Origin of the sequence: Candidatus Symbiopectobacterium endolongispinus, from assembly GCF_018777385.1 — a bacterium.
Classification (GTDB): Bacteria; Pseudomonadota; Gammaproteobacteria; order Enterobacterales; family Enterobacteriaceae; genus Symbiopectobacterium; species Symbiopectobacterium endolongispinus.
The window spans coordinates 38,923-58,350 of record NZ_JAFJYB010000009.1 but is presented as its reverse complement, the minus strand read 5'-3'; the positions used below and the strand labels follow the sequence as shown (position 1 = coordinate 58,350).

The following is a 19,428-nucleotide window of genomic DNA, read 5'->3' as shown; positions in this document are numbered from 1 at the left end:
TGTTAACCTTTAGTTTGTGTGGCAGGTGATGGCGGCAGCGGTTGTTCAAAATGGTAGCGGCCCGTTTTTAAGCTACTGGGTCCCAATCGGGCAAACTTGAACATCAGGTAGGTTTCTGCCACTAGAAACGGCGTATACAACCCACAAATCAGCCCCATCGACAGCAGAATGTCGTGGGCTTCAAGAGATGAATTGGCCACTGCGGTAGGTAACACTTCACCAACCGCCCACGGCTGGCGGCCGTACTCAGCAACGAACCAGCCGGATTCAATCGCGATCCACGGCAATGGTATGGCGTAGAGGGCCATGCGGTGCAAGCCTCGCCCCTGCCCGATGCGACCACGGATCACACGCCAGAATGACAATCCGAAAATGGCAAGCATCAGCACACCACAGCCCACCATCACTCTAAAAGCGATATACAGCGGTGCGACGCGGGGGATGGAATCGTTGACAGCTTGCTGAATCTGGCTTTCGCTGGCATTGGCGACGTCATCGGTATAGCGTTTGAGCAACATGCCATAGCCAAGGTCGTGTTTGGCCGTATCAAAGCGGGCTCGAACAGCAGGGTCGGTGTTACCTGCACGCAGCGCCTCCAGCAACCCGTAGGCCATCATGCCATTACGGATGCGGATTTCATGTTCTGCCATCAGATCTTTGATACCGACAACTGGTTTATCGAGTGAACGGGTCGCGATCAACCCCAGAATATAAGGAAGATGGATAGCGAAATCGTTCTGCATTGTCTCCCGATTAGGAATGGCAAACAGCGTGAAAGACGCGGGCGCAGGCTGGGTTTCCCATTCTGCTTCGATGGCAGCCAGCTTGGTTTTCTGCACATCGCCCATCACATAACCGGACTCATCCCCGAGAACAATGACCGACAGCACAGAAGCCAGTCCAAAGCTGGCCGCAATGGCAAACGAGCGCTTGGCAAAGAGAATATCACGGCCTTTGAGCAGATAATAGGAACTGATCCCCAACACAAACATCGCGCCTGCGGTGTAGCCAGCCGCCACGGTGTGCACAAATTTCACCTGAGCGACAGGGTTCAACACCAGCTCGGAAAAACTCAGCATTTCCATGCGTATGGTTTCATAATTAAACGCTGCCGCCACCGGATTTTGCATTCATCCGTTGGCGACCAGGATCCACAACGCTGAAAAATTGGAACCCAGTGCGACAAACCAGGTCACCAGCACATGCTGAACTTTACTCAACCGATCCCAACCAAAAAAAGAACAGACCGATGAGGGTGGACTCGAGGAAGAAGGCCATCAGCCCTTCCATCGCCAAAGGCGCACCAAAAATATCGCCTACGTAGTGGGAGTAATAGGGCCAGTTAGTACCAAACTGGAACTCCAGTGTCAGTCCGGTAGCAACCCACAAGGCAAAATTGATGGCAAACAACTTGCCCCAAAATTTAGTCATGTCCTTATAGATTTGCTTACCGGTTAACACATAAGTGGTGTTCATAATGGCCAACAAAAAGGACAGCCCTAATGTTAGCGGGACGAATAAAAAGTGATACATAGCCGTCAAGGCGAATTGCAACCGAGACAGTTCGACAACATCAAACATGGTAGACTCCTTGCGTGGTATGAAAAATCACACCATGCGGTTATTCCGCTTTCGAGCCGGAATAAATAAGCGATAAATTAAAACAATAAAATGCCGTTCCGGCGGACAGCGTGGCAGCCGGAATGTTTCGCATAGCTGAGATAACAATTAATAGGTAATGGTTCGGAAAGGGATTATAGCGCGCAAAAAACGACGAATAAATAGTACAGTTTAGTCATAAGCCCACATACCTAATCCACATCAAAATCAGAAAAAAAACACCAAATATAAATACAATAACAAACAATACATCGATAAAAACCAAGTAAACAACATAACAAACCAATAATGATTATTTTTACTTTTTTAAAACCACGATTATTGGTACAGATTAATCCCAGCAAAATATAATAGTTACTTTTTGTATTAATTTTATGACTTTCACCTGTTTTTGTGTCTCCGAGGATGACCTTTATTCCCATCTCAGAATAACCATAGTACCCTTTGGATAAATTCAGGATGAAGCTTTCGATGGACAATCTCCATTCCACCCGTAGCGTTCTTTTCAACCACAGGCACAAGGCAGAAAATAATGTCAGCAAAAACGCCACATAGCTTAAATAAACCGGGTGGAAACTACCTACCGGTGATGATTCACAACGGTATTGCTTACGTTAGCGGTCAATTGCCTCGTCGGGGTGATGAACTGCTCTGCACGGGGAAAGTGGGTGCTGAGGTGGATCTCTCTATGGCACAAGAGGCAGCGGCTTTCTGCGCAGACCTGTGTCTGGAGGCGATATCGCACACGCTCGGTGGCGATGACAAGATTGTGCAGGTATTGAAAGTTGTAGGATATATTGCTTCCGCCCCCGGCTTTACCCAGCAGTCTCAGATAATGAATGGCGTCTCCGATCGCCTGGTTGAACGCCTTGGGGCGAGGGGACAACACACGCGAACCTCAGTGGGGGTGGCAGAACTCCCTCGCGGAGCCCCGGTTGAACTTGACATGGTGGTTGCCATTCAGTCATAGGCATACGGCACATGCCAAAAAATGTGGTAACCATTCATTATGGTTGCCACATCATCGCCAACGCGAAATTAACTCACACAGCTCACAGACACGCCTAGCTATTTATTGTACGCTCAAATTCCTGATACTGACTTGAAATTGAGAACGCCCAGTGAACAGTTTTGACCTGTCGTTGCTAAAATATGTTCAGGAACACAGCCCAGTATCTATTGACGATGTTATGTCAAAATTTGGCAAAACAACATCAACGTTGAAACGTTCTCTTAAAAGCATCAACGAGTGCCTTGAGCCTGAATATCATCTGCATATAGATGGGAAATTGATAGTCACAGCGATCACTTATCGCCAATATATCGATTTTCTGACCAGTATTCCGTTTAACCGTTATATCACCACCGCCGAAGAGCGTATCAAAAATCTGAGTGTGGCACTGTGCCTGCACGACGTGGTGAATAAAAGCGAGTATTACCGAAAACTCAATATAAGTTCAACCACCTTAAAAAATGATAATCAGGCATTATGCGCATTTTTACAGGCAAATCATCCCTCTATTACCGCTATTCCCCGTCAGGGCTCGCATCTGGAAGGCGATGAAATTCTGCTACACATTACCATCTGCCTGACAATCCTTAAAACTGTTGAAATTGGCGATGACAACGTGTTGATACCGCACAAGGCCAATAAACCCATCAATAAATCCATTGTTGTGCAATTTCTTACAGAGTGTAAGGATGAGATTGCCTCCGCGGCCGATCTCTACCAAAGGCAACTGACCCCGCATGTTACGCTAGGCTATAACAGTAAAAAATACTTCCTGGTGTACATGAGCATTGCCTTACACCGTATGCGGTGTGGGCATGTCATTACCCACAGTGATGACCTCAGTTTTATTCAGTCATTCAATTTTACATTGCTCAACCGTGAACACGAGGATCGATTTCTGGACCTGCTGATCTCTTCATTGACCTACACTTGGCGGCCTTTTGCTATTTATGATGCCACGTTGATTTCACAGGTCAGGCAATTATGTAAATCTCTGAAGCCACTGCTGAGGGCAAACATATACAATATCTTCCCTTTTTTTGCTGAAGTGTATCAGTTCATCTACTCAACCATCATACAAAACAAATTTAATCTTTTTTTGATGACAAAAAAATTGCATGAGGTTCAGACCCGTTATGCCTCACTCTATCAAGGTGTTGTACAAGCAACGGGTTCGATTGCCGATCATTATCACAACCGATTTTCACCGGTGCATTTATCCACGTTGGTGCTGATACTCAAAAAATACGAATTGCAAAATCGCATCCACAGTGAGGACAGAAAACGCGTGATCATTGTTACTAACTCATCGGAAAGTAAGGTCGGTTATTTTAAGGAAGTGCTGAAATCACACTTTCATATAGACATTATTGGATGCGTCAATATCAATGAACTACACACGCTCAAACAACTGCCCTTCGATTTACTCATCACCTTCACCAACAAAATATCCAGCTACCTGAAGTATTATCAACTGCCTTACATCAAGGTGAATTTTTACCTGAGCCGCGATGATATCTCACTGTTGAGCGAATGCGGGCTATCGCTAGCAAAGAAGAAAATTCCTACTGAGGCTTTTATTCAAGACATTGACTGGTTGGATCGCCCGCAACTCCGTGCGTTGCTGGAGCAAAAATACCCTGACTTCTTTATTTGACATAGCACGGACAGCGCGCAAAAAATGGAGCATACACACACTGTCCGGGCCAAGGTGGCAAGTAACGTCGCCCGAATTCAACCGGCGCGAGGATACCCCTCTGGTGAGCAGGATTACTCTTCAAACAGCTGTTTCTGACGCAGCCCCAGACAGTAGACCTCCAACAGGTTCAGATCATCATCAAGCACCAGGATATCGGCATCCTTGCCGGGGGACAGCGCCCCTTTACGATCTGCGGCGCCAGCAAGAAATGCGGGGTTTTCACAAGCAATTTTCGCCACCGAGACCAATCCGTGATCGAGGCGACCAACAATATTTTTCACAGAGTCCAGGAAGTTCATTTCCAGGTGTTTTACCGCTTCATAATCGCACGGACAAACTTTACGCGTATCCCCCCCGTCGGCAGCGATTTCCAATTGTCCTTGCTTGATATGAAATGTCTCTTTGCGCAGATAGTGATAAAACTTATAGCCTTCTGGAAAGTCCACGTAGCCCATACAGTAGCTCATCAATACCATGCGCCGATCGCGTTTTAATCGGTAAAGTAAATCGAAAGCTTCTGGCTTAATCGTGATCCCGCTTTGTTTCTCCACTTCCGCGTAGGTATCCTGGTAATACATTAGTGCACCAACCACACCCAACTCGCGGTGGTGGAAGCCACGCATCCCGCTGTAAGCATGGGTAAAATGGTTTAATCCTGCCTCTATTGCCGCCGTGATTTCGGCAAAAGTGGCATCCGTGTGCCCTGCGGATACCGTAATGCCCTGCGTGCGCAAATGTCGGATAACCTCCAGCGCCACTTCCAGTTCGGGCGCTAATGTCATCAGGCGAGTATGATGGCCGGCAAGCTGATTGAAACGCTCGAAACTGGCGATGCTGGGGCGCTGCAAACAATCAGCCCGTTGCATTCCCAGATGCTTCTCGCTGATATAAGGCCCTTCCATATGAATACCTATGGCTTCAGCCCCGTCAGCAGCAGTTGCCGTAGCGATAAAATCGGCGGCAGCCACTAATGAGGCTTCAAGGAAATCATTTGGCATCGTACCGGACGTGGGCAAATAAGCGGTCACGCCCGCTTTAACCAGATCGTGGCTCATCCATTTGAGGGAGGATTGATTTCCCTTGTAAGCAAAAGACCCCCTCCCCCAGCCGTGCACGTGGATATCGACGAAACCGGGCATGATGATCTGCTCGCTGTAATCGATATAGTGAGAGGTGTAGTGAGGTTCAAAGCCACAAATTTTTCCCTCCTGTATCAGGAGGTAACCCGCTTTAATGCCGTCGGGAAAAACAATCCGGTTGGATTTAATCACACCAGAGCCGACATCATTCATGATTCCTCTTCAGTACCCGCTCAGCAAGCTCATCGGCCAGTACGGCGCACAGCCCGGTATATGCGGCCGGATCGAGCAAATCTGCAATTTCTTGCGCCGTAAAATGGTTCGCTATTACCGGGTCATTGCTTAACACCTGACTGTATTCGAGATGTTCATGGGTGCTGCGCATCGCCATGTTATAAACCAGTTCGTGCGCCGGATCTTTGCCCAGTTTATCCACCAGTTTCATCATGATTTTTTCGCTGTTGATTAATCCGTGTGTCAGCATGACGTTGTCATGCATGCGTTCACTATTAATGACCAGCGTTCGCGTCAGTTCTTCCCCACGCAGGATAATTTCCGCCATTAACTCAATACTTTCTTGCAGGCTGGCATCAAAAATAAAATAGGCCGAGCTGTCTGCTTCGAAAGGACGTGGGCAAACATACAGGGTTGCCGTCAGTACCGAGTATAATTTCTGCGCATTGGCAATAATCCCTTTCGCCAACTTGGGATTCACCTTCTGCGGCATGGTTCTGCTGCCTACCGAGCCTTTGGTAAACGCTTCAGACACTTCACCAAATTCTTCACTCGAGGTTTGGTAAACCTCTTCGGCAATTTTATGCAGCGTCGTTGCCAACAGGTACAGGTTGCTGATGTACTCAGCGCGGAACACCCTGGCATTACGGGAAGGCACCAGCATTGAATGCATGCCAAGCTGTTCGGCGACCAAGTCCTGCCCGGTTTTGCCCGGTTCGCCAGTGGCATGGAAAGCGCCTACCGCACCGCCCATCACCACGGTAAACACCCTTTTCTCCGCCTCTTGCATGCGATCCACCGCAGCCAGCAGTTCGTAAATCCATACCGACACCTTATAACCATAAGTGATCGGCAAAGCGTGCTTGCCATGGGTACGCCCCGCCATCAGGGTGTTTTTATGTGCCTTTGCCAGGTTAGCCAAATTCACCAACGTAGAATCCACAAACGTCATCAGCTTCTGGTGGAATTTTTTTACGATAAACAAGTGCGCCGTCTGCTGAATATTCTTGGTTGTCACACCATAGTGCACGTACTTACCACTCTCAGCATCACACGCCTTAACCAGTACCTTGATCACGGGTACAAACCCATGACCAATCTGGCGCATCAGGCGATCAATCTCGGCGAGATCGATGCGTTCCAACTGGCAGTTAGCGGCAATGTTCTCTGCCGCCGCAGCGGGGATCATCCCCACTTTCGCCTGGACCAACGCCAAAGCCGCCTCTACATCCAGCCACGACTGGACTCTGGCTTCATGCGTTAACAGGTCTTTCATTCCCTGATGGTCAATGGTTTTACTTTTAGAATCATAAAGCGCGCATACGTCTTCTCCTTAACGTTGTGTGATGCCGGCGAGGTGATCGTCTACCGCATTGCGGACAAATTCGACATGCGGTCCGAACACAACGTGAATGTGATTGCTGGAAGGAATAAAGGTGCCCAAAGAGCCCGCCTCTTTCAGTAATTCCAGGTTCATCAATTTCTGATCGCCAAGATCGATACGCAGTCGCGACACACAATTTTCAACGCGTTTGATATTTTGCTTACCGCCCAATCCCTGGATCACTAATTCTGCAACCTTGTCGTACTCTTTGTTATTCAGCAACGCACTGTCCGCCGTTTCATTCTCACGGCCTGGCGTCTTGATATCAAATTTGCCAATCGCATAGCGGAAGACGCCATAAAACACAATGAAGTTAACGGCCCCCAACAAAATAAGGTTTACCCACTGGGTGTTTTCATACATCAACCCAAAGATACCGAAATCAAAGATGGTGCCGCGAATATACCCAATCGACACTTCCAGCATTTGCAGCGGTATGGGTCAGCAAGCCGCACATAATGGCATAGATAATAAAAAGTTTTGGAGCGATAAACAGGAAGGAAAACTCGAGCGGCTCGGTGATATTACCCAGAAACGCCGTGAGCACAACGGTCAGGATCATCCCCTTGGCAAATTTCTTGTTCTTGAAATAAGCCATATGATACATCGCTAGGCCGATCGCCGGAACGCGGAACAACGTGGTCAATATCTGCGACGATGCTATATAGCTGCACAAGGTTGGCATGAATTCATTCCATGCCGGGTGGTTCGGCCCTAACTCAAACAAGATTTTGTTCATGGCGGACAAGATACCAACATAGGTTTGACCATCAATCAGATAGGTGCCCCCTGCTTCGGTAAAACGCACGGTCGAACTCAACACATGGTGCAGACCAAACGGGATCAATAAACGGTTTAATGTCATATAGATCCCAGCACCGATATAAGGTGCCATCATCACCGTAGAGATGCTTCTCATTCCATAGGTGAAGACATCCCAGATAAAGGGAATAATCAGCCCCCACCGGGATAGTAAAGGCTATCGAGAGGATTGCGACCGACTTCTTGCCGCTAAAAAAGCAAATGCCAAGGGAAGTTGCAAGCGATAAAATCGGTCTGTGACTTTCGCCGCCAACAGACCAGCAATAATGCCGCCTAACGCTTCAATTTTCAGAGTGTGTATACCAAGCACCATCCCCTGCCCGACAAAAGCCATATTCTCTGTGACCAATTGCCCCATTAATTTGAGGTGCACGTGCATTGAGATCAGCAATGTCAAATAAGCAATCACGGAAGAGAATACCGCAATCCCTTTTTCTTTCTTCGACATGCCATAAGCAACCCCCATGGCGAACAACAGTGGGGTGTTCCGGAACACGATGCTGCTGATGAGGCCAACCGAAGATAGAATCATCTTGCAATAAGCATTTCATAAAATAAGGAAGCTTATCGATCATATATGCTTGCCCCAGCGCGCTGCATATCCCCATCAACATCCCCACCGGAGCTAAAACAGCGATAGGCAATAGGGAGCGCCCAAACGTTTGTATTTCGTTTTTAAAATTGGAGTTCATAATATGGTCTCTGGTGTATTTTGCATAACCATCAAACTACGCTAGCACACACACCATCAAGGTCAAATACTGACTCATTCAAGGCTCATTTTTTGTCCGTAATAAAATATGATTGGGTTCACACTTCTGATAGCCGAACTTTTACCGATGAGGAAAATACTTAGGGGAGAGGAACGCCGGGTTTTCCACAAGCGAGTCGCAGAGAATAAAAAAGCAGGCGCCGAGATCGACATCTGCTTTTTTAAAGTTACCGAAGTGAGACTTCAATCACTTTCGCCGTATCACAGCCTCATGCTGTCGTATTGATGTTACGACCTATCGCCGGGTTAGCAGGCAACTGCGGAATCGAATCAATCAAACCGAGCGCCGCAGAAGCTTGGTTATCCAACGCTTTCTTGAACACGAGGGTACTGGCTTCATTACGTGTTTGCATGTCATTGAGGCTGGTAGCCAGCGCTGCAATATGCGAAACATCCATAACATTCTCCTGAAAAATGAAGTAATTACTCTCGGCGATAACAACAGCTTTTTGCCTCATCGAGGAAAGCAGACTGTCAAACGTAATATCGGAAGGTTACAGACAAAGTTTATCATTTTTACTTTTCTATACGTTGCAGCAACCGATTCATACTCCGCATTATCCGCGTGTTCACCGCCAATATTGTCGCCCACCGCGTTTAACGGAAAAAACAGATTAGCGTTGCTGGCAGGCCAACTTGGAATGCACCGAACTGATTAAGTAGACGTCTTTCATCAACATTTCAAATTTAACAACATCATTTTCCCCCTACCAGAGGAATGGTATCATCGGGTGCGTTGTCATTAATGTGTTTATCTACAGAGAAATTACGTATTTTTAGATGGTTACCATTCCACTGCGGGTCAAAACTAAGGGTTCGATGAAGTGTTTTAACCACATTATCGCTCCCTACATAAACACCACTGATGAACACTAACGCACGCTCTTTGTCATTCAAATACATATACACATCATACTCTTTTCGAACCATCTCACCCCTTTCAACGCCCGATGATTTTACTTTTCCCTGACATACCAGTGGATTAGGGATTCTGTTTCCCCAAAAAAAGAAGGCTGCATACGCTAAAGAGAAAAAGGCCAGAATGCCGAACATGAGCGCTATTTTTTTCTAATTTTAATAATTAACATAAGTCACACACTCTTTCCCATCCAGCTTTAACGTACTTCGGGCAGGGAAATAGGTCTCTTTTGCTGCGATCATGTTAAAACACGCCAGGAATAGCACAGCAATCGTGAGCATACTTAATCCCCACCGAAAAAATGCCCTTGCCTTTTTTACGCTGGACAAAAGTGAGCTTAGGTACGACGGGTGAACCAGCTGGCTCATCGGTTTCAATCGCTTCCGGCAATACGTTATCTTTTATATTGCTTTTAATGACATTGACATCACTAATATTAAAAATAATACCTGACTTTGGTACCGTAACAATCGCATCATCAAGATCGAACTCACGAAGCACTTTTCTCAGCAAAGAGACATAATTGTTCAGATTATTAATGGAAGGCGATAGCGCATGTTTCTCTAACGCCTCACGCATCAACAACTCACGACTGAGCAACGTGCCTGGATTCGCTATCAATGTCTCAAACAACCGCGAGACCGGAATACTCAGCGATACCGCCTCATCTTCTCGAGCCTGTCATGACAATATTCGTTCGTATGAATCGAATATAATTAATTGATTAATAAAATAGATCATGACAATCCTCTTAATGAAATGTCATTGCCATCAGCAGATAATCAGGCTGTATAACGACATTTTTTTAGTATTATATAATGCAATAGCAGACAAGTATCTTGCCTAGTTTTTCAAGATAAAATTTATTACTTCTATTTTTCCATCAAACGGAGATTTAAATTCGGCACAAGCAACAGAGGAAATTCTATTTTTACAGGATATGGAGCCACATCATTGTTGTCAAAGATTATTTATCCTACTGGCTGAGATCATACCCTAGCTATGTAAAATTATCTAATCACAATGAATAAGATAAGGGTTCTTTAATTATTTTTACATAACTCTCTCCATAAAAAACGTTTAGCGCCCTTTCTCTCAAGAAGCCTGACGACACAAAATCACACCTAATCGCGCCAAAATCCCATAAATTAGAATAAAAACCTAAATAAATTTATATAATCAGAATATTATCTATATTTAACTAAAATAGTTATTATGTTGTACTTATCAAAGAACTCACCCTATTATTTGTACCGTCATTTTTGCTTTGCTGCACAAACGGTTTTTCTCACAACGTAATTTATTATTGTGTTTGTTAAACCAAAACATATTAACAAGGTATGGAAATAATTTATGAAATTAACTAAAGCCGCACTGGCATCAGCCATCGCCATGACTTTTATTCTTAGCGCCAATGCTGCCGACACACATAATGGCACAGTGACATTCAAGGGGAAAGTCATTGATACGCCGTGCCCTGTCGATCAGGATGACTTACAGCAGACCGTAGAGTTTGGTGAAATCAGCAAAGCCGTTCTGGAGAATGGTGGTACCGCAGCGGGCACCAACAGTGAATTACTGGCATTGAATGGTGCGGCATCTGGCGCAGGTATTGCCGTTAAATATTCTGGAAGCAAAATCAAGTTTGATGGCACTACCCCGGCAGTCAATGCTTCCCCGCTGTCAAACGGTGATAATACGTTCTCTTTCTCTACCTATGTAGGGAAGCTTCCTACGCCGCAGTCAGGCACAGAAGTTGATATCACTACCGGTGAATTTACCAGTACAGCAAACTTTGTTGTGTCTTATCAGTAACGGTACGTAATTAGGGAAACAATGGCACGGACGCCGCTTTAAACAATGTCATTGTGGAGAAATAGGGTGAACAGGTTTTTTTATACCGTGTGATTTATTTCATTCTATTTTGCGTCCCTGTTTATTCCCATGCCGAATGGAATGAGCAAAGAGGTGATGTAACTTTTGGGGGAAGTATTACAGCACCCCCCTTGTTTTCTCTCTAATGAATCGATCTATCAACGCATTGATTTTGGACAGATCAGTACCAGTTCGCTGATCCCATCATTCTCAGCAAAGAGAATGATAGAAATAAAACTGTTAGGCTGTTCTCTCGCGGCAGAAAAAGACATTAATAAATCGGGAAGCAGTGCAAAAATTACTTTTCTCGGTCAACAAAACCCACAATTATGGGCTGTTTCTGGTGAAGCGTCTGGTATTGCATTACAACTTTTGACAGAAACAAACACGCCCATTCCTTACGGTAGTGAAGGCAGCGACTTTCAATTAATTGAAGGTGATAATACGCTTCGCTTTGCTGTAAAACTTATTGCCAATATGAACCAGATAACCGTCGGTGAGTTTTACTCCATTATCAACTTCACAATTTCTTATCACTGATATTTCGCATGTCTTATCAAACTACCGGCCTAACAATTATGTTAAAAACACTGTCTAGCATAGATAAGAAGCGTGTTCTATTACGTTTTGGCATTTCTATTTTTTCATTGAGCGTTTCAGCATTGCATGCAACAGAATTTAATATTAACGTGTTGGACGTGGGTGAACGTCAAAAAATTGACCTGAGCCACTTTTCCGATCCGGACTATGTCACTCCGGGAGAATATCTGCTGTCCATCAGAATCAATGGCCGCGAAATTCAGCAAACTAAGGTACAATTTCTACCATCTGGGCCAAATAATAACAAACCGACAGCCTGCATCACTCCTGAAATTGTTAATAAACTGGCCTTAACAAAAGAAGCCAGTCGCATGATCGTTTTATGGAATAACGATGAATGTGCCGATCTTACGCCGATTTCCGGCGTAAAAATATCTAATCGTATCGGAATGGGCGATTTGGATATCACCATTCCGCAAGCCTGGCTACGGTACAGTGACACCAATTGGACACCGCCTGAACAATGGGATGAGGGCATAAATGGTGTGTTGCTGGACTATAATTTGGTCGGTACAGCGCGGCGTAATACCAATAATATGGGCTCAGATCGTTATCTGAGCAGCTATGGTGCAGCAGGTTTCAATCTGGGAGCCTGGCGTTATCGCGCTGATTATCGCTATTTCCGGCAGCAATCTCGTACTACAGAGCGAGATCAGTTCTCTTGGGATCAATTCTACGCATATCGTCCACTGCCGATGATGTCCGCGGACCTGCGGCTGGGCGAAATGTTTTCAGGCAGTAATCTGTTCGACAGCTACCGCTTCACCGGGATTGCCTTAGAAAATAATGAAAACATGTTGCCACCGGCAATGCGTGGCTATGCGCCTGAAATTTGCGGTGTTGATCGTTCCAACGCCCGAGTCACTGTCACCCAGAATGGACGCGTGATTCATGAAACTACCGTTCCTGCCGGTCCATTCGCGATCCAGAGTCTCAGAAGCGGTATCAGCGGCACGCTGAATGTTGAAGTCACGGAGGAAGATGGCTCGGTTTCACGTTTTCAGACAGAAGCCGCCAACCTGCCCTACCTGACACGACCTGGTCATGTGCAATACAAACTGTCAGACGGGCGACCGTCGAATAACGATCACCATTTTGAGGGCCCGGCGTTCTCTTCCGCAGAGGCCTCGTGGGGTCTCAGCAGTTCTTGGTCAGTGTACGGGGACACACTGCTCTCTGACAGCTATCAATCCTGGGCAGCGGGTGTGGGGAAAACCTCTATTTGCTGGGTGCACTCACGGCGGGGATGTCACACAGTCACGCGCCACGCTGGATCAAGCACCCTCGAGGCTGATGGGACACTCTTTTTTCTGAACTGGTCAAAATTATTTGACAGCATCGAGAGCCAGGTGAGCTTTGCCGGATACCGTTTTTCTGAAAGAACGTTTATGAGCATGCCGCAGTTATTGTCAGCACTGAATTATGACAACACGCCGTACAGTGAAAAAGAGCGCTATAGCATAACGGTATCGAAAAACTTTTCTGCAGAGAATAACAAATTACTGCTGAGCTGTATGTCCACCTACCTGACGTATACCCACAGCACATTTTGGAATGCTTCTGAGCAAGATCGCTATGGCGTTTCGTTAAATAAATATTTTGATTTCGGAGACATAAAAGGGATTTCCGCCAACTTGTCTGCCTATAAAACCACATATAACCAGCATACAGATGACAGCATTTATCTGAGTCTCTCAATTCCCTTACGGGACAAAGAACGCGTGAGCTATGTCAATCAAACTCTGACGTACACTAATAACCGTGCGTCTGACAGTAACTGGAATCTGAGCACGCGCTATAACGACCAGGAAAACACCTACCTTAGCGGAAATTACAACTATCTGGCCTCAACAACCGACGCCAGCGTCAGCGCTGCCTGGCAGCAAAATCGGTACACCTTTCTGAGCGGTTCATTGCGCGGATTGGTCACGGCAACCCAACACGGTGTTGCTGCGCATCCAAAAGGGAACAATGGCGGAACCCGTATCATGGTGGATACGGATGGTCAGCCCGATGTGCCTTTTGCCCAAAGTCGAGTCACCACTAACCGAGCTGGACTAGCCGTCATTGCCAACACCAGTAGCTATTATGACGTTTCCACGCGAATCGATGTGCAAAAATTGCCTAAAAATATCGAAGCGACCACCAACGTGGTTCAGGGCACGCTCACCGAAGGTGCCATTGGCTACAGAAAATTCATAGTAGTCAGCGGCGCAAAAATTCTCGCCAGCATTATGTTGGAAAATGGCAAATCGCCTCCCTTTGCTTCTCGCATCAAAAACAGCAAAGGCCGCGATGTCGCCATGGTATCGTATCAAGGTCAGGCCTATATCACTGGCGTCTCTGAGAATGAAATACTCTCCGTCTTTTGGGAGGGTAAAGCCCAATGCCAGGTAACGCTACCGGCAACACTCAGTTATTTAGATCAACTATTACTGCCTTGCAAATAAAACAAGCACAGCTATTAATTTGCGTTTTTTGGAGAACAAACATGAAGCTATTTTCCCCTTCGAATCATAGGGTTGTTTATCAGCACAGTTCTGACAGCGCCCGTCGCTAACAGTGCTATCAACCTTGATCGCACGCGTGTCATTTTTAACGAGAATGAGCAATCCACTACAGTAATGCTCTCAAACCAAAATGTAGAGAATCATTTTCTGGCACAATCCTGGTTAACGGATGAGAACCGCAACAAGATTTCTACGCCATTATTGGTGCTTCCGGCATTACAACGTATCGAGCCCAAAGGGCATAGTTTGATCAGTCTGGTGAAAACGGGCCAATTGGCACAGTTACCGAAGGACAGGGAGTCGCTGTTTTATTTAAATGTGCGAGAAATTCCCCCAAAACCAGAGAAAGCTAACGTATTGCAAATTGCGATTCAGTCGGAAATAAAAGTTTTTTCCGCCCGCAACAGATAACCCCGGCAAAAGGCGAAATCTGGCAAAACAAGCTGAGAATTACCAAGTCCGGCAAGCAACTCAGAATTGAGAACCCTACGCCCTATTACATCACGGTCAGCAATATTTTACAGCAGTCCAAAATACCCATAAGAACCCGACGCGCTTGTTGGCGGGTAATGCCTTTATGGTTTCCCCGAGAGACAGTATTGATGTAGACGTAACGGACAACAGGGCGAATCAATTTTTCCTGTATTACGTTAATGATTACGGTGGTCATCTGGAATTGCCTTTTACCTGCACACAAAACCGTTGTCAGCCCGTCACGTGGTGATTGATGATACCTCGTTTAATTCGAATGCTACACATAGAGGACTGGCCTATGCCTTTTCTAACGACCAATCGTCTCCGTGCACTTATTTCAAGCGGCGGTTTGCTGCTGCTCAGTGCATTCTCATTCAACGCTAATGCACTCGAGTGCCGTTTAGGCACCACTACCGGTCCGATAAACGACTACGAAGATGTCGGGACATTAAAAATTCCAGCGACCTTACCAATAGGTAGCCGCCTGTGGACGTCGCAAAGTTATACCCGAAACCTTGCCTGCTGGGTCTATAAAATCGTACAGGCTAACGGTGAAATGTCTTACTTTTATCCTAACCCTGAAGGGAAAGTCATTGGTGACGGTATCGGGATTATCTATAACGGCCATGACCTCGGTATTATCACCAATGGCGGTTCTAGCGCTTCCTGCATCTCCACGGGAAGCTGGGTCAATCCGGGGCCGTCCGGAACCAGTCCGCCCGCCAATCCCACCATGCTGAACGTCACGGTACAACTCTATCTGGAAAAAACCGGGAATATCACTAACGCCAGCGCCGGGATTGACGGGCTAAAGGTCTTTCAGATTGATGGCGTGGGGGGAATCAATAATAAACCGGACAGTAACTACGGTCTCACGCTCTCAGGCTTGCACGGTATTGAAGTGATGCAATGCTCCGCGAACATTACTGTCTCCCCCGACAGTTACGTCGACTTTGGTACCATAAGGTCATGGAATGATGCCAATGCAGGGGTCATGGCCCAGTCCGTATTTCGCATTAACGCCTCAACGGATGGTGGGGAATATTGCGGAAAAGGCTTTAATTTGAACGTTAATTTCGATACGGGGGCACAGGGAAATGCGCTGGTCGGGCTTGATGGGATGGATATGGGGAATGGCTCGACGCTGAAAATTGAAGAACAATATACGGCGAGCGATGTGACGTTCAACCAATTTATCCCGTTTATCAGCCAGCTCACCTCAGCAAATGGCGTAGTAGAACGCGCTTACACCGCGCGTTTGTATGCCTCTGGCCCCGCGGTTATCGGTGATACAGAGAAAAATATCATTCTGCGTTTTAACTATTATTGACCGATGCTGCACGTTTACGGCAACGTTTTATCAAGAGGAAAAAATGAACATCTACGCTATTCGGCTAGCACCTCTGTCCACATTATGCCTATCCGCGTTGACGTCAGTCATGGCATGGGGGGCTGTACCGTCCAACCTGACTGATGCTACCGTGACCTTCCATGTACAGGTGGTTAGTTCCCCCTGTCACTTTCAAGATAATACTGAGATTATTGTTGAAATGGGTGAAACCTCCACACGTACACTGCAAACTCAGCAATATGGGGACTGGCACACCTTCACCCTAGGTTTTACTGAATGCAATACCGACACCTTTCAAAATGTCGCCATTCAGTTTTTAGGCACCGAAGACACGCACCTTCCCGGTCGCCTGGCACTGGATAGCAGTTCGGGAGCCAAAGGCGTGGCGATTGGGATTTATTACGACAATAGTCTCATTACCATCAACAACAACTCAGCGTGGATCCCCTTGCAGGTTGGATATAATCTCCTCCCTTTTTCAGCACGGATTGAAAAAACGGCAGAAGATACGCTGCAATCCGGCGACTACACGGCAACGGCACACTTCAAACTCAGTTATCTCTGAACAGTGCGCGTTAGCGCTCCTGAACCGGGCAATGACAGCAAAACGTCTCATCGGCGACTAAGGCCACAAAACATACTGCATGAAAAAAACAAAATGAAAATATTTCATTAGCAAATCTTTAATATTTTAATAAATGTCTTAAAGTTATTTCTAAAGAGTCCGTTATTAAATATACGTAGGGCTGTTTGGAGATATAATCATGAGAGCATGGCTTCTGTATGGCGCACTTCTGTCATGGGCAGGTTTTTCACTTCCCACCGCGATTGCCTCTTACACCATCAACACCGGCGTTATTCATATTGTTGGCACCATTGTTGAACCACCTTGTGATATTTCAACGCATTCATAGCAGGTGAAGACGCAGTGTTTTCGGAAAGGACAGCAGCAAACGCTCATCCTCGCCAAGCTAACGCAACAGCACGCATTACCACATGGCGTGGGCTTCATTGCCCCCATGTCCTTAAGCGAAACGGTCAAAGTAGTGGTGATTGGTTACCAATAACGGCAGACGTTCGTCTGCCGCAAGGCGTGATTTTTATCACGAGATGCTACCCAACAGTGTGGCCTTAATTGGCCACACCATCAGGAAAGGAAGGCGACTCCTTGCTTAAGCACCAAATCGCAGGCTTTGGTTTTAACTTTTTCAGCCAACGGTGTGCTGCCGATATTGTTGAGGTTTAGCGCCAGCCCATCCTTGGTCTGCAACAGGCCAGCCATTCCCTGGGTGTAATCCGTTTGTTTCTGTTTTTCGGCGCTGTTCAGCCCCAACTTATCAAGCAATTTATCTTTGATATTTTCAGTATTGGTGGCAGATACCAGCTTCTGCTTGATGCAGTACTGCAAAATACCCGCGGCATTGCCCATGCTGCCCGCGCTCAATGCCTGCGTGCCGCCCCCGAGCAAGCCGGTTAAATTTGTGATTGAGTCACCATTTTGCCCAAGCTGGCTGGCAGCACTGGACAGCGTATCCTGCCTGAAGATTTCCGGTCATTAGCAGGCTGGAAAAAACGGTGCAGTACAGGGTGCGGTTTATCAGATTCATCACGCGGTCACTTTGTTTTATGGAAACGGGTTCAGGAAAACAGGTTCAATAAAAAAGGAGATACGCTGCCGGGCAGTATACCTCCTCTTTAGGGTGACAACATCAACGGTTGCTAAGCATTTTCCGTTACTGCACGATATTACCGACCACAAAACCGAATGCCACGGACAATGCAATCGTTAACACCCCCGGCACCAGAAACGCATGGTTAAAAACATACTTGCCGATGCGGGTTGAACCGGTGTCATCCATTTCCACCGCCGCCAGCAAGGTGGGGTAAGTTGGCAGAACAAACAGCGCCGATACCGCAGCAAAAGAGGCCACCACCGTTACCGGTGAAACACCAAGCACCAGGGCGGCAGGCAGTAATGCTTTCGCCGTCGCAGCCTGGGAATAGAGCAGCATCGACACAAAGAACAGCACAACGGCCAGCATACAGGGATAGTTTTGCAGCAACGCGCCAGCGGTGCTCTGGATATCATTGATGTGCGCTTTGACAAAGGTATCCCCCAACGCACACGCAAGCACTCATACCGGATTTAAACGTGCTGGCAGAAAGTACTTTGCTGGTATCGATTCAATGAGCGTAGCGATGGTCAGCATGAACGCCACAATAGCTTCGTTACGCGGCAGCACAGGGTTAGCAATCAGCTTCACTGTGTCGCTGATTGCCGTGGCGTAGCCCACAACGGCAACAATCCCAAACAGGAACAGCAGCACCGACAGTTTTGCCCCCCGGCTTGATCTCCAACGCACTGGCGGCGCGCACCGACACTTCACCATTCTTAAGCCGCTGCTGATAGACTTCATCATCTTTCAGCTCTTTACCCAGAAAGTTAGTGACGACCGCCGTTAACAACACGGCAGCGAGCGTGGTGGGGATGCATATTCCCAACAGCAACAGATAGCTGACACCATGCGGTTCCAGAATACCGGCGGCAAAAACTACTGCCGCAGAAATCGGCGAAGCGGTGATCGCAACATGAGGGGCGACGACAGCGATGGGGAGCGGACGCGACGGACGAATCCCCTGCTCTTTCGCCACTTCCGCAATCACTGGCAACGTTGAAAATGCGGTATGCCCGGTGCCCGCCAGTAGCGTCATAAAGTAGGTGACCAACGGCGCGGGAAAGGTGACATATTTAGGCTGGCGGCGTAACAGTTTTTCCGCCAGACTGACCAGGTAATCCATGCCGCCCGCTACCTGCATGGCGGCGATGGCAGCAATGACCGCCATAATGATTTCGATCACATCAAACGGGATCGCTCCCGGTTTGATATGGAGACCAAGCGTCAGCACCAGCACCCTTAACCCACCGGCAAATCCGATACCGATGCTACCAAGACGCGATCCTAGATAAATGGCAAGCAGAACGACAAAGAGTTCCATGACAAGCATACAATGCTCCTTAACGATGGTTAAAAGTCGTGCGATGGTATTGTTGTTATTATCTTTTTTTATAAGTGGAC

General features: G+C 46.9%; 18 protein-coding genes and 4 pseudogenes. 11 read left to right on the top strand and 11 right to left on the bottom strand.

All coding sequences use genetic code 11. From position 1 onward, the window contains the following. Positions 1-2 precede the first annotated feature (2 nt). A pseudogene (gene cydA, locus JZM30_RS23015) lies at positions 3-1,581 on the bottom strand (cytochrome ubiquinol oxidase subunit I). Positions 1,582-2,152: 571 nt separating this feature from the next. Between cydA and JZM30_RS23010 the strand changes: the two are divergent. Then, positions 2,153-2,590 (top strand): RidA family protein, encoded by a 438-nt coding sequence (locus tag JZM30_RS23010; RefSeq protein ID WP_252321466.1) that lies wholly within the window; start codon positions 2,153-2,155, stop codon positions 2,588-2,590. A 151-nt stretch (positions 2,591-2,741) separates the two neighbouring features. Continuing rightward, positions 2,742-4,289, top strand: coding sequence for a helix-turn-helix domain-containing protein (locus JZM30_RS23005; RefSeq protein WP_252321465.1), 1,548 nt, complete (start codon positions 2,742-2,744; stop codon positions 4,287-4,289). 113 nt (positions 4,290-4,402) lie between these two features. Here the strand turns inward: JZM30_RS23005 and JZM30_RS23000 are convergent, their stop codons facing one another. From JZM30_RS23000 to JZM30_RS22970, 7 genes and pseudogenes are all read right to left on the bottom strand, one after another. Then, on the bottom strand, positions 4,403-5,623 hold the full coding sequence (locus tag JZM30_RS23000; protein WP_252321464.1) for an N-acetylglucosamine-6-phosphate deacetylase: 1,221 nt from the start codon (positions 5,621-5,623) through the stop codon (positions 4,403-4,405). Further along, a complete protein-coding gene (locus JZM30_RS22995; protein ID WP_252321463.1) occupies positions 5,616-6,920 on the bottom strand; it encodes a class-II fumarase/aspartase family protein in 1,305 nt (434 codons plus the stop codon). Before JZM30_RS22995 ends, JZM30_RS23000 begins: the two co-directional genes overlap by 8 nt. Before the next feature lie 57 nt (positions 6,921-6,977). Beyond that, a complete protein-coding gene (locus JZM30_RS22990; RefSeq protein WP_252321462.1) occupies positions 6,978-7,454 on the bottom strand; it encodes a glucose PTS transporter subunit EIIB in 477 nt (158 codons plus the stop codon). Next, positions 7,411-8,316, bottom strand: a pseudogene (locus JZM30_RS22985) (PTS transporter subunit EIIC). Before JZM30_RS22985 ends, JZM30_RS22990 begins: the two are co-directional and overlap by 44 nt. Before the next feature lie 515 nt (positions 8,317-8,831). Further along, positions 8,832-9,020: a YjfB family protein gene (locus JZM30_RS22980; protein WP_252321461.1), complete on the bottom strand. Its 189-nt coding sequence runs from the start codon at positions 9,018-9,020 to the stop codon at positions 8,832-8,834. A gap of 298 nt (positions 9,021-9,318) precedes the next feature. Next, entirely contained in the window at positions 9,319-9,675 is a 357-nt protein-coding gene (locus JZM30_RS22975) for a FidL (protein ID WP_252321460.1), read from the bottom strand. A gap of 109 nt (positions 9,676-9,784) precedes the next feature. Further along, positions 9,785-10,174 (bottom strand): winged helix-turn-helix domain-containing protein, encoded by a 390-nt coding sequence (locus tag JZM30_RS22970; protein WP_252321459.1) that lies wholly within the window; start codon positions 10,172-10,174, stop codon positions 9,785-9,787. Positions 10,175-10,894: 720 nt separating this feature from the next. On the opposite strand from JZM30_RS22970, the gene JZM30_RS22965 reads away from it, so the two are divergent. The 9 genes from JZM30_RS22965 to JZM30_RS22930 all read left to right on the top strand — a co-directional run bounded on the left by JZM30_RS22965 (position 10,895) and on the right by JZM30_RS22930 (position 17,265). Next, positions 10,895-11,356 (top strand): fimbrial protein, encoded by a 462-nt coding sequence (locus tag JZM30_RS22965; RefSeq protein ID WP_252321458.1) that lies wholly within the window; start codon positions 10,895-10,897, stop codon positions 11,354-11,356. A gap of 165 nt (positions 11,357-11,521) precedes the next feature. After that, entirely contained in the window at positions 11,522-11,956 is a 435-nt protein-coding gene (locus JZM30_RS22960) for a fimbrial protein (RefSeq protein WP_252321457.1), read from the top strand. A gap of 8 nt (positions 11,957-11,964) precedes the next feature. Beyond that, positions 11,965-14,466 carry a fimbria/pilus outer membrane usher protein gene (locus tag JZM30_RS22955; protein ID WP_438801544.1) on the top strand — a complete coding sequence of 834 codons (2,502 nt, stop codon included), beginning with the start codon at positions 11,965-11,967 and terminating at the stop codon, positions 14,464-14,466. A gap of 72 nt (positions 14,467-14,538) precedes the next feature. After that, positions 14,539-14,937 carry a fimbrial biogenesis chaperone gene (locus tag JZM30_RS22950; RefSeq protein WP_252321455.1) on the top strand — a complete coding sequence of 133 codons (399 nt, stop codon included), beginning with the start codon at positions 14,539-14,541 and terminating at the stop codon, positions 14,935-14,937. Next, on the top strand, positions 14,883-15,134 hold the full coding sequence (locus JZM30_RS25045) for a fimbrial biogenesis chaperone (protein ID WP_498038021.1): 252 nt from the start codon (positions 14,883-14,885) through the stop codon (positions 15,132-15,134). The genes JZM30_RS22950 and JZM30_RS25045 overlap by 55 nt, the downstream gene beginning before the upstream one ends. Next, a complete protein-coding gene (locus JZM30_RS22945) occupies positions 15,104-15,250 on the top strand; it encodes a hypothetical protein (protein WP_252321488.1) in 147 nt (48 codons plus the stop codon). Before JZM30_RS25045 ends, JZM30_RS22945 begins: the two co-directional genes overlap by 31 nt. Before the next feature lie 48 nt (positions 15,251-15,298). Then, positions 15,299-16,330, top strand: coding sequence for a hypothetical protein (locus JZM30_RS22940; protein WP_252321454.1), 1,032 nt, complete (start codon positions 15,299-15,301; stop codon positions 16,328-16,330). A 43-nt stretch (positions 16,331-16,373) separates the two neighbouring features. Beyond that, positions 16,374-16,916 carry a fimbrial protein gene (locus JZM30_RS22935; RefSeq protein WP_252321453.1) on the top strand — a complete coding sequence of 181 codons (543 nt, stop codon included), beginning with the start codon at positions 16,374-16,376 and terminating at the stop codon, positions 16,914-16,916. A gap of 199 nt (positions 16,917-17,115) precedes the next feature. Continuing rightward, the gene (locus JZM30_RS22930; protein ID WP_252321452.1) at positions 17,116-17,265 is read left to right on the top strand and encodes a hypothetical protein; all 150 of its coding nucleotides are present in this window, start codon (positions 17,116-17,118) and stop codon (positions 17,263-17,265) included. Positions 17,266-17,498: 233 nt separating this feature from the next. Here the strand turns inward: JZM30_RS22930 and JZM30_RS22925 are convergent. The 3 genes and pseudogenes from JZM30_RS22925 to JZM30_RS22915 all read right to left on the bottom strand — a co-directional run. Beyond that, positions 17,499-17,888 (bottom strand): annotated as a pseudogene (locus JZM30_RS22925) (YjjA family protein); the annotation flags it as partial. A gap of 196 nt (positions 17,889-18,084) precedes the next feature. Continuing rightward, positions 18,085-18,645: pseudogene (locus tag JZM30_RS22920) on the bottom strand (anaerobic C4-dicarboxylate transporter family protein). After that, positions 18,599-19,357, bottom strand: a complete 759-nt coding sequence (locus JZM30_RS22915; RefSeq protein WP_252321451.1) for an anaerobic C4-dicarboxylate transporter family protein — start codon at positions 19,355-19,357, stop codon at positions 18,599-18,601. The pseudogene JZM30_RS22920 and the gene JZM30_RS22915 overlap by 47 nt, the downstream one beginning before the upstream one ends. Between the last annotated feature and the right edge of the window lie 71 nt (positions 19,358-19,428).